The organism is Mycobacterium sp. E3339, from assembly GCF_001666915.1.
Classification (GTDB): Bacteria; Actinomycetota; Actinomycetes; order Mycobacteriales; family Mycobacteriaceae; genus Mycobacterium.
Map to the genome: position 1 here is coordinate 1 of NZ_LZIZ01000105.1, position 10,664 is coordinate 10,664.

Here is a 10,664-nt window from a genome sequence, read left to right on the forward strand (position 1 = left end):
ATCGAACAGGGGGAGCCATTCCTCGCGGATGCCCAGGTCGGCGCCGTTGGCGGGCGCGTCGGCGGTGGAGATCGCCGCGCAGCGGGGGTCATACGGGTTGGTGGGGAGGCCCGGATCGGGATCGTCCAGCGGGGCGGGCCGGCCCACCGGGCCGGAGGTCGCGCGGGCCGGGACGGGCGCACCCGCCGCGGCCAGTCCGATGAGCGCCGCGGCCACGGCCGTTCTCGTCAGGGCTTTGCGGAGCATTGATCCTCCTATTGCGATACAGCGCTCATCGCCGGTAATGATCGCATGCCGCGGCCAAACCGAGGGTGAAACCGCCGCTGGCCGACCGCGCCACCGTGAAATCGCGGCGGCCGCAACCAAATCCAATATGCCGGTCGCAAGGCTGCCGCCGGGGACGTCGTCGCGACTTCGCGGCCATGAGACCAGTCCGGGTTGTCGGCCGAAACCCCAATAGTTTTGGCTTTTCGGCCAGTGCGCCCTCACTGGCCACCGTATCGCCGCCGTGAAGTGCCTCGGCAAACGCCGAAACGATCGTGTCATCCACCAGACATCTCCTAGCTGCCGAATCCCCCGGGCACGGGTGTGGTGCGGGCGTTGATCAGGGTGGGACGCTCGCGGTCGGCGATGCCGGCTTTGACCAGCTCGTACACCTCGTCAGAGCTGTGTGCTTCGTGGGCGCCGACGCCGTAGCTGGCCGCGGTTCCCACGATGTCGAGGCCGGGGATGTCGAGTCCGGGAACATTCGGGGTCTTCTCCCAGACACCGAACTCTTTGACCACGCCGTATTCGGCGTTGGACGCCACCACGACAGTGAGGGGGATGTTGTAGCGTGCCGCGCTCCACAGCGCGGTGATCGCGTAGTGGATGGAGCCGTCACCCATGCAGGACACCACCGGACGGTCGGGAGCCGCGATTTGCGCGCCGACCGATGCTGGCAGCCCCCAGCCGAGTCCCCCACCGGCAGCCGACAGGTGTGAACGCGGATTGCCCGGACGGATGCTTTCGGTCATGGTGATCTCGTTGCTGCCGGCCTCGCTGACCCATAGTGTGTCCGCAGGTGCGGCGTGAGCGACGGCGGTCCAGAGATCTGCGGGCTTGAGCGGCACCTGCTCCGAGACCCGTTCGGGGACTGCGGCGCGCGGCGTGGGCGCGGAGCGCTGGGTGGGTTTCACCGCCGCCGCCAAGGCCCGGACCGCGGTACGAATGTCGGCGACGATCGCGTCGCCGACGGGGGCACGGGCGGCCTCGTCGGGATCGTTGGTGATCTGGATCAAGCGCGCGCCCTCGGGCAGGTACGGGCCGGGCACCAAAGGGTAATAGCGGAAGACCGGCGTCCCGATCGTAAGGATCAGGTCGTGGCCCGCGAGAAGTCCGGAGATCCAGCCCGCTCCCGGGGGCAGCGCGCCGTGATAGAGCCGGTGATTCTCCGGAAACCCGCTCCAACCGGTCAATGGTGCTGTGAACACCGGTGATTCGGTGCGCTCGGCCAGCTCGATCACCGCGTCATAGGCGTCGTAGCGGTCGATATCGCCGCCGACGATGATCACCGGCGACGACGCGGCGTCGAGTTGTGCACCGACCTGCTCGGCCAGCTCGGTCGGGAAACCCGTCGCGTGGGTCACGGTGCGATCGCGCACGACCGCGATATCAGCGAGCTGGCCGTCGGTCAGCTCGATCGGCATGTCGTCCATCGGCAGCGAGACGAACACCGGGCCCATCGGCGGAGTGGTGGCCAGGTGGATGGCCCGAGCCAGCACGGCCGGGGACTCACTAGCGATGGCCGGCTCGGCAGCCCATTTCACGAATGGCTTTGGTGTCGTGGTGGGTTCGTGATTGGTCAGCAGGCAGTACTGATTTTGCATGTTGCGGCGTTGGTTGCCCGCGGTGATGATCAGCGGCGTCTTGTTGACGTAGGCGTTGTAAATCTGGCCTTGCGCGTTGCCCATGCCCGGGGCGGTGTGCAGGTTGACCACGGCGGGGCGGCGGGTGACCTGCGCGTAGGCGTCGGCCATCCCGACCGGGATCATCTCCTGCAGGCCCAGGAAGTAGCGGAAGTCGTCGGGAAAGTCTTGCAGCAGCGCCAATTCCGACGAGCCCGGATTGCCGAACCAGGTGGTCAGATTGTGCGAGCGGAACAGGTCGAGGATGGCGTCGCGCACTGTGGTCATGGGTGGCCGTTGCTTTCGTTCGAAGTTGTCAAAGGAGTCAGTCGAGTTCCCCGGGCACGGGGCTAAGGGCCGAAACCGCGAGCGCGGTAACGCGCGATCCAGGCCTCCCATGCCGGGGGTGTCATCCACAGGCCGTGGATCAAAACGATGGCCTGATCAGAGGGGCGTTCACAGCAAGAAGCGTGATCGTTCGGTATGGACTGCACAATGAACAGCAGCCCAGATTTACAATCACGAAACCTGTGCCAGGGCACAACGGAGGGCTCATGACCGAACGCATCGAGGTTCAGCGCACCATTGCCGCGTCCGCGCCCGAGATCTTCGCCGTGCTGTGCGACCCGCAGGGCCACGTGGCCATCGACTCGTCCGGGATGCTGCAGGACGCCGAGGGCGATCCGGTGAGTGGTGTCGGTGACCGCTTCGTCGTGCACATGGACCGCGAGGCGTTGAACGACTTTCCGCAATTAGGCAGGTACGACGTCACGGTCGACATCAGGGAATTCGAGCGGGATCGCCTGATCGCATGGACGGTGCTGGGCCAGATTCGCCCGCCGATCGGTCATGTCTACGGCTATCGGCTCGAGCCGACCGAGGACAACTCGGCCACCGTGGTCACCTCGTTCTACGACTGGTCGAACATCGACCAGCACTGGCGGGAAGCCGGAATTTTCCCGATTCTCTCCGAGGGCGCATTGCGGGCGACCTTGGGCATTCTGGATCGCACGGTCCGGCGCGGTTATCCGGCCGGCTAAGCCGGCGGATGGCGCGATGACGCTGGTAGATCCGCTATTCGCGCGTGCACCGATATTGTTGCGCGGTTTTGTCGCGCATTCGGGCGGGTATCACCTCAGGGCCCCTCACGAAAGGACGCTGACATGTTGCATTCGGTGATATTGGCGAGTTCGGACCCCGTCGCGGCGGGCTTTATCCTGCGCGGCATCAAGGGCATCTTCGTCGCCATCGGCAGCGTGATCGCCGCAATTGTCTGCGCGTTAATCGCGATGATGAAGGGCCGCAACCCGCTGGGCTGGGGAATTCTCGGGCTGTTTTTCTCGATCCTCACGCTGATCGTCGTGATCATCATTCCGAGCAAGAAAAGCTAATCGCCGCTTCGACCGCTCCCCGGATTCGGGAGCCGGATCGCGGTATATTCCCACCCATGCGCTTCATCTATGTCGCTGCGGCCGTCGGGATGGCCATCGGTGGGCCGCTGGCGGCGACAACGCCGGCTCACGCCGATACCGGCGTCAACGGCTACGTTCAATGCCTGGGGGGCGACGCGAAGCCCCCGCCGCCCGGGGTGAGCGCGGAGAACTGGTTCCCCAGCGTCCACGTGATAGCGGTGGATTTCGACGGCGGGGTGCCGTCCGCGCAGATCGTTCAGCGACTGGTGGAGATGGGAGTCAAGCCGGACGACGCCGCCACCCAGGTGCGCTGCTTTTTGGCCAACCAACCACACTAGCGCGACCGAAATGCGCTATGCGCCAAGTTGATTAGCGATTGAGTAACGAGGTCACTTCGGCCACAACATCTTCCGCGGCCACCGGGACCTGGTCCCCCGTCGTCAAATCCTTCACCCCGACCGTCTGAGACTCGATGTCCCGGTCGCCGAGCACCAGCGCGATGCGGGCACCCGAACGGTCGGCCGCGCGCATCGCGCCCTTGAGACCCCGGTCGCCGTAGGCCATGTCGACGCGCAGGCCGCGGGCCCGCAGCTGCGCGGCCAGCACCGCCAACCTGAGCTTGGCCTGCTCGCTCAGCGGCACGCCGAACACATCGCAGCGGGTGGTCGCCCCCACGCTCTTGCCCTCGGCGCGCAGCGCCAGCAGGGTGCGGTCCACGCCGAGCCCGAACCCGATACCGGACAGGTCCTGTCCGCCGAGCTCGCGCATCAGCCCGTCGTAGCGGCCGCCGCCGCCGATGCCGGACTGCGCGCCCAGGCCGTCGTGCACGAACTCGAAGGTGGTCTTCGTGTAATAGTCCAGCCCGCGCACCATGCGCGGGTTGATGACGTAGGGCACCCCGAGCGCGTCCAAATGGGCCAGCACGGTGTCGAAGTGCTGCTTGGCGACGTCGGACAGGTGGTCCAGCAACACCGGCGCGTCGGCCGTCATCGCCCGCACCTCGGGCCGCTTGTCGTCGAGCACCCGCAGCGGGTTGATCTCGGCGCGCCGGCGCGTCTCGTCGTCCAGGTCGAGCCCAAACAGGAAGTCCTGCAGCAGCTCCCGGTACTGCGGGCGGCAGCTGTCGTCGCCCAGCGAGGTGATCTCCAAACGGAACCCGTCCAGGCCCAGCGATCGGAAGCCGGCGTCGGCGACGGCGATCACCTCGGCGTCCAGCGCCGGATCGTCGACACCGATCGCCTCGACCCCCACCTGCTGCAGCTGCCGATAGCGGCCGGCCTGCGGGCGCTCGTACCGGAAAAACGGCCCGGCGTAACAGAGTTTGACCGGCAGCGCGCCGCGGTCCAGGCCGTGCTCGATCACGGCGCGCACCACCCCGGCGGTGCCCTCGGGGCGCAAGGTGACCGAGCGGTCGCCGCGGTCGGCGAAGGTGTACATCTCCTTGGACACCACGTCGGTCGATTCGCCCACGCCGCGCGCGAACAGGGCGGTGTCTTCGAAGATGGGCAACTCGATGTCGCCGTAGCCCGCCCGGCGGGCGGCGCCGAGCAACCCGTCCCGCACGGCGACGAACTGCGCCGAGTCCGGCGGAACGTAGTCGGGCACCCCCTTGGGCGCCGAGAACTCGGTCACGGGCTCAGGCCCTCGAGGAACGGGTTGAAACGGCGCTCGGCGCCGATGGTGGTGGCGTTGCCGTGCCCCGGCAGGACCACGGTCTCGTCGTCGAGCACCAGCAGCTTGTTCACGATCGAGGTCAGCAGGTCTCGCCCGCTGCCGCCGTGCAGGTCGGTGCGGCCCACCGAGCGTTCGAAGAGCGTGTCGCCGGTGAAAACCACGTCCTTATCGCCCGAGGCCCGGAACACCACCGACCCGCGGGTGTGCCCCGGGGTGTGATCGACGCTGATGGTCACGCTGCCCAGGTCGAGCTTGTCGCCGTCGCGGTCCAGCTCGACGACCTGCTTGGGCTCGCGGAAGAAGGCGCCCGCCACCAGCTGCGCCACCCGCGGGCCAAGGCCGTAGATCGGGTCTTTCAGCATGAACCGGTCCTCGGGGTGGATGTAGGTCGGGCAGCCGTAGGTGTCGGACACCTTCTGCGCGGACCACATGTGGTCGACGTGCCCGTGGGTGAGCAACACCGCCGCCGGGGTCAGCCGATTCTCGTCGAGGATGCGCCGCAGCTGGCCCATCACCCGCTGTCCCGGATCCACGATGACGGCGTCCGTTCCCGGCCGCTCGGCCAGCACATAGCAGTTGCACTGCAACATGCCCGCGGGAAATCCGGTGATCAACACGGTTCCCAGTTTCCCACGGGCCCCACTTGACACCAGTCGCGGCGCCCACATTAGCCTGGGCTGGCCACCGACGCCTTTTGCGGGCCCCCGACCTACCGACCATGGAGGCATACGGCCGTGCCGACCAACGAACAGCGACGCGCCAACGCCAAACGCAAGCTCGAGCGGCAGCTGGAGCGCCGCGCGAAGCAAGCCAAGAGGCGCCGGATCGCGTTGATCGCGGCCGGCTCGATCGTGGCGGTGGCCGTGGTCGTCGCGGTGGTGCTCACGGTCATCAGCACCAAACACGAACACAAGAGCAGCACCGCGGCGAGCACCACCTCGCCCGCCGCGAGCAGCTCCCCGGAGTCCACCACCCCCGCCGGGCCGACGCCGCCCGTTCCGCCGCTGCCGCCGTTCAAGGCGGGGGCCGATCTGGGCGCGAACTGCCAGTACCCGGCGTCCCCGGAACCGGCCGCCAAGCAGGTCAAGCCGCCGCGCACCGGCAAGGTGCCGACCGATCCGGCGACGGTGAGCGCCAGCATGGTCACCAACCAGGGGCGCATCGGCCTGATGCTCGCGAACAACGAATCGCCTTGCACGGTAAACAGTTTCGCGAGCCTGATCGGTCAGAAGTATTTCGACAACACGAAGTGCCACCGGCTGACCACTTCGGCGGACCTGGGCGTCCTGCAATGCGGCGATCCCAAGGGTGACGGCACGGGCGGTCCGGGGTACCAGTTCGCCAACGAGTATCCGACCGACCAGTACCCGCCGAACGACCCCAAGGCGCAGCAGCCAGTCCTCTACCCGCGCGGCACCCTGGCCATGGCCAACGCCGGTCCGGGCACCAACGGCAGCCAGTTCTTCATGGTGTACAAGGACTCCCAGCTACCGCCCCAGTACACCGTTTTCGGCACCATCCAGCCCGACGGGCTGGCGACCCTGGACAAGATCGCCAAAGCCGGTGTCGCCGGCGGCGGCGAGGACGGCGCCCCGGCGGCCGAGGTCACCATCACGTCGCTGTTGCTCGACTAGACACAATCGCCCGACCCGCGGGCGGTCCACCGCTTAAGGTCGTTGCGTGGGGTCAGAGTCTTTCGGGCAATACCAATTGCTGGACGTCTTGGGGCGCGGCGGCATGGGACAGGTCTATCGCGCGTACGACGCCGCCACCGACCGGGTCGTCGCGCTGAAAGTCCTGCCGCCGAACATGGCCGAGGATCAGGAGTTTCAGCAACGATTCCGCCGAGAGGCGCGCATCGCGGCGAGCCTGAACGACCCGCACGTGGTGCCGATCCACGGTTACGGCGAGATCGACGGGCGCCTCTATGTCGACATGCGGCTGATCGAGGGCCGGGACTTGCTGGAATACATCGACGAAAACGGCGGGCGGCTGTCCCCCGAGCGCGCGGTCGCGGTGATCGAGCAGGTGGCCGCCGCACTGGACAGCGCCCACCAGGTCGGGCTGATCCATCGCGACATCAAGCCGAAGAACATTCTGGTCACCAAAGCGCGGGACTTCGTCTACCTGATCGACTTCGGCATCGCGCGCACCATGGCCGACACCTCGCTCACGCAGACCGGGCACACGATGGGCACCGTCGCCTACATGGCGCCCGAACGCTTCAGGGGCACAACGGATCACCGCGCCGACGTGTACTCTTTGGCCTGCGTGCTGCACGAGTGCCTGACCGGCAAGCGTCCCTATGCCGGCGACAGCCTCGAGGAACAACTCAACGCGCACCTGAACACCCCGCCGCCGCGGCCGTCGACCACGGCGTCCGGGGTGTCCCCCGCCCTCGACGCGGTGGTCGCCCGCGGGATGGCCAAGGACGTCGAACACCGCTACCAGTCGGCGATGGAACTCGCCGAAGCCGCCAGGGCCGCGCTGGCCGAGCCGGCCGGCACCGCGGCCTTCAGCTCGCCGCCGGCGCCGCCGGCACCGCCGCCCCCCACCGGACCAGTCACGCAGGACTTCCCCCCGACCGGCGACACCCCGTATCACCCACCCACGCAATCGCGGCGCCTGCTGCTGGGCATCGTCGGCGCCTCCGCCGTGGCGCTGGTGGCGGTGGTCGCGTTGGTGATCGCGCTGGTGACCCAGAAGGACGACTCCGCCAGCGGCGCGGCGTCGAGCAGCCCGACCCGCGCCCGGGTGCCGGGCAGGGCGGGGTCGAATCCCGGGCCCACCGCGCAGGGTGCGGCGACGGCGCCGCCGCTGCCGGCCTTCGCGCCGCCGGCGGACCCGGGCGCCAATTGCCAGTACCCGAGCGCGCCGGACACCGTCGTCAAACCCGTCAGCCCGCCGCGGTCCGGCCGGATCTCCACCGATCCCCCGCAGATCCCGGCCACCATCTCGACCAACCTCGGCGACATCGGCATCCAGCTCGCCAACAACGAATCCCCTTGTGCGGTCAACAGCTTCGTCAGCCTGGCGAAGCAGCAATTCTTCGACAGCACCCAGTGCGCCCGGCTGATCAACTCGACCGACGGCGGATCGCTGCTGTGCGGCGGCCCCGACGCCGACGGCTCCGGCGGCCCCGGCTATCAGTTCGCGGACGAATATCCCACCAACCAGTACCCGGCCGGGGACCCCGCGCTGAGGGCCACCGTGGTCTACCCGCTGGGCACCGTGATCATGGCCACCGAGGGACCCAACACCAACGGCAGCCAATTCGTCCTGGTGTTCCGGGATTCGGAAATGGAGCCGCAGAGCACGGTGTTCGGCACCATCACCGAGGCCGGCCTGGCGGTCCTGGACAAGATCGCCGGCGCCGGCATCGCCGGCAACCGGCAGAGCGGGCCGCCCACCAACCCGGTCACGATCAACTCGGTGCGCGTCGGCTAGGGGGACCTGATGGCGGCGACCCGCCGCCGACCTGATGGCGGCGACCCGCCGCTAGGCCGCCGACGTCACCCGGTAAACGTCGAAGACCCCTTCGACGTTGCGCACCACGTTGAGCAGATGCCCGAGGTGCTTGGGGTCGCCCATCTCGAAGGTGAACCGGCTGATCGCCACCCGGTCGCCGGACGTGGTCACCGACGCCGACAGGATGTTGACCTTCTCGTCGGCCAGCACCCGTGTGACGTCGGAGAGCAACCGGTGCCGGTCGAGCGCCTCGACCTGGATCGCCACCAGGAACACCGACGACGGCGACGGCGCCCAGTGCACCTCGATGATGCGCTCGGACTGCTGCTGCAGTGACGCCGCGTTGGTGCAGTCGGTGCGGTGCACGCTCACGCCCCCGCCGCGGGTGACGAACCCCATGATCTGGTCGCCGGGCACCGGCGTGCAGCACTTGGCCAGCTTGGACAGCACGCCCGGCGCGCCGGGGACCGAGACCCCGACGTCGTCGCTGCTGCGCGGGCGCCGCAGCATGGTCGTGGGCGTGGACCGCTCGGCGAGATCCTCTTCGGCCTGGTCGATCCCGCCCAGTTCGGCGAGCAGCCGCTGCACGACGTGGCGCGCCGACACGTGACCCTCGCCGATCGCCGTGTAGAGCGCCGACACGTCGGCGTAGTGCAGTTCGCGGGCCACCGCCGCCATGGATTCGCCATTGACCAAGCGCTGCAAGGGAAGTCCACCCCGACGCACCTCGCGGGCCATCGCGTCCTTGCCGGCCTCCAGCGCCTCCTCGCGGCGCTCCTTGGCGAACCACTGCCGGATCTTCGTCTTGGCGCGCGGGGACACCACGAACTGTTGCCAGTCCCGCGACGGCCCGGCGTTGGGGGCCTTCGACGTGAAAACCTCGACGACTTCGCCGTTTTCCAGCTTTCGTTCCAGCGCCACCAACCGCCCGTTGACCCGCGCGCCGATGCAGCGGTGGCCGACCTCGGTGTGGACCGCGTAGGCGAAGTCCACCGGCGTCGACCCGTTGGGCAGGGTGATCACATCCCCCTTGGGGGTGAACACGAAGATCTCTTGCACCGCAAGGTCGTAGCGCAACGACTCCAGGAACTCGCCCGGGTCCGCCGCCTCCCGTTGCCAGTCGAGCAGCTGGCGCATCCAGGCCATGTCGTCGATCTCGGCGGCGGCGTGCGGATGCGGAAGACCGTTGCGGCCCTTGGCTTCCTTGTACCGCCAGTGCGCGGCGATGCCGTATTCGGCGGTGCGGTGCATGTCGCGGGTGCGGATCTGCACCTCCAGCGGCTTGCCCTCCGGGCCGACGACGGTGGTGTGCAGCGACTGGTAGACGCCGTACCGCGGCTGGGCGATGTAGTCCTTGAACCGCCCTGCCATCGGCTGCCACAGCGAATGCACCACGCCCACAGCGGCATAGCAGTCCCGGATCTCGTCGCACAGGATCCGGATGCCGACCAGGTCGTGGATGTCGTCGAAGTCGCGGCCCTTGACGATCATCTTCTGGTAGATCGACCAGTAGTGCTTGGGCCGGCCCTCCACCGTCGCCTTGATCTTCGACGCGTTCAGGGTGTTGATGATCTCGGCGCGGACCTTGGCCAGATAGGTGTCCCGCGACGGTGCGCGGCCGGCGACCAACCGGACGATCTCGTCGTACTTCTTCGGGTGCAGGATCGCGAAGGACAAGTCCTCCAGCTCCCACTTGACGCTGGCCATACCCAGCCGATGCGCAAGGGGCGCAATGACTTCCAGCGTCTCGCGGGCCTTGCGCGCCTGCTTCTCCGGCGGCAGGAAGCGCATGGTGCGCATGTTGTGCAGCCGGTCGGCGACCTTGATCACCAGCACCCGGGGGTCGCGGGCCATCGCGGTGATCATCTTGCGGATGGTCTCGCCCTCGGCGGCGGTGCCCAGCACCACCCGGTCCAGCTTGGTCACCCCGTCGACGAGGTGCGCCACCTCGTCGCCGAACTCCTCGGACATCTGCTCGAGCGTGTAGCCGGTGTCCTCGATGGTGTCGTGCAGCAGCGCGGCCACCAAAGTGGTGGTGTCCATGCCCAATTCGGCGAGGATGTTGGCCACGGCCAGGGGGTGGGTGATGTAGGGGTCGCCGGAGTGGCGCAGCTGGGTGGCGTGCCGCTCGTCCGCGACCTCGAAGGCGCGCTGCAGCAACGACACGTTCGCCTTGGGATAGATCTCCCGGTGCACCGCCACCAGCGGCTCGAGCACGGGGTTG

The 10,664-nt window shown here is 68.1% G+C and carries 10 protein-coding genes and 1 pseudogene; 5 read left to right on the plus strand and 6 right to left on the minus strand.

The genetic code is table 11. From position 1 onward, the window contains the following. The 3 genes and pseudogenes from A5702_RS27280 to mdlC form a co-directional block, all read right to left on the minus strand. A pseudogene (locus A5702_RS27280) lies at positions 1 to 75 on the minus strand (hypothetical protein); the annotation flags it as partial. A gap of 196 nt (positions 76 to 271) precedes the next feature. Then, positions 272 to 550 (minus strand): hypothetical protein, encoded by a 279-nt coding sequence (locus A5702_RS26245; RefSeq protein WP_156669552.1) that lies wholly within the window; start codon positions 548 to 550, stop codon positions 272 to 274. A gap of 10 nt (positions 551 to 560) precedes the next feature. Then, positions 561 to 2,174 (minus strand): benzoylformate decarboxylase, encoded by a 1,614-nt coding sequence (gene mdlC / locus A5702_RS09825; protein ID WP_055400920.1) that lies wholly within the window; start codon positions 2,172 to 2,174, stop codon positions 561 to 563. Between the two features lie 266 nt (positions 2,175 to 2,440). Here mdlC and A5702_RS09830 point away from each other — a divergent pair, with 266 nt between their 5' ends. From A5702_RS09830 to A5702_RS09840, 3 genes are all read left to right on the plus strand, one after another. After that, positions 2,441 to 2,926 carry a polyketide cyclase gene (locus A5702_RS09830; RefSeq protein WP_067823904.1) on the plus strand — a complete coding sequence of 162 codons (486 nt, stop codon included), beginning with the start codon at positions 2,441 to 2,443 and terminating at the stop codon, positions 2,924 to 2,926. A 123-nt stretch (positions 2,927 to 3,049) separates the two neighbouring features. Further along, a complete protein-coding gene (locus tag A5702_RS09835) occupies positions 3,050 to 3,277 on the plus strand; it encodes a hypothetical protein (protein ID WP_055400916.1) in 228 nt (75 codons plus the stop codon). Positions 3,278 to 3,333: 56 nt separating this feature from the next. After that, positions 3,334 to 3,636 (plus strand): hypothetical protein, encoded by a 303-nt coding sequence (locus A5702_RS09840; RefSeq protein WP_067823907.1) that lies wholly within the window; start codon positions 3,334 to 3,336, stop codon positions 3,634 to 3,636. Between the two features lie 31 nt (positions 3,637 to 3,667). Here A5702_RS09840 and hisS read toward each other — a convergent pair whose 3' ends face one another. Beyond that, the gene (gene hisS, locus A5702_RS09845; protein WP_055400912.1) at positions 3,668 to 4,930 is read right to left on the minus strand and encodes a histidine--tRNA ligase; all 1,263 of its coding nucleotides are present in this window, start codon (positions 4,928 to 4,930) and stop codon (positions 3,668 to 3,670) included. Then, the gene (locus A5702_RS09850) at positions 4,927 to 5,589 is read right to left on the minus strand and encodes an MBL fold metallo-hydrolase (protein WP_055400910.1); all 663 of its coding nucleotides are present in this window, start codon (positions 5,587 to 5,589) and stop codon (positions 4,927 to 4,929) included. Before A5702_RS09850 ends, hisS begins: the two co-directional genes overlap by 4 nt. 117 nt (positions 5,590 to 5,706) lie before the next feature. Between A5702_RS09850 and A5702_RS09855 the strand changes: the two genes are divergently transcribed. Both A5702_RS09855 and A5702_RS09860 read left to right on the plus strand, forming a co-directional pair. Further along, positions 5,707 to 6,606, plus strand: coding sequence for a peptidylprolyl isomerase (locus A5702_RS09855; protein WP_068220241.1), 900 nt, complete (start codon positions 5,707 to 5,709; stop codon positions 6,604 to 6,606). A gap of 46 nt (positions 6,607 to 6,652) precedes the next feature. Continuing rightward, positions 6,653 to 8,419 (plus strand): protein kinase, encoded by a 1,767-nt coding sequence (locus A5702_RS09860; protein WP_068220244.1) that lies wholly within the window; start codon positions 6,653 to 6,655, stop codon positions 8,417 to 8,419. A 51-nt stretch (positions 8,420 to 8,470) separates the two neighbouring features. On the opposite strand, the gene A5702_RS09865 is transcribed toward A5702_RS09860, so the two are convergent. Continuing rightward, positions 8,471 to 10,664 (minus strand): bifunctional (p)ppGpp synthetase/guanosine-3',5'-bis(diphosphate) 3'-pyrophosphohydrolase (locus tag A5702_RS09865; protein ID WP_068220247.1); only part of this gene is annotated, 2,194 nt, incomplete at its 5' end.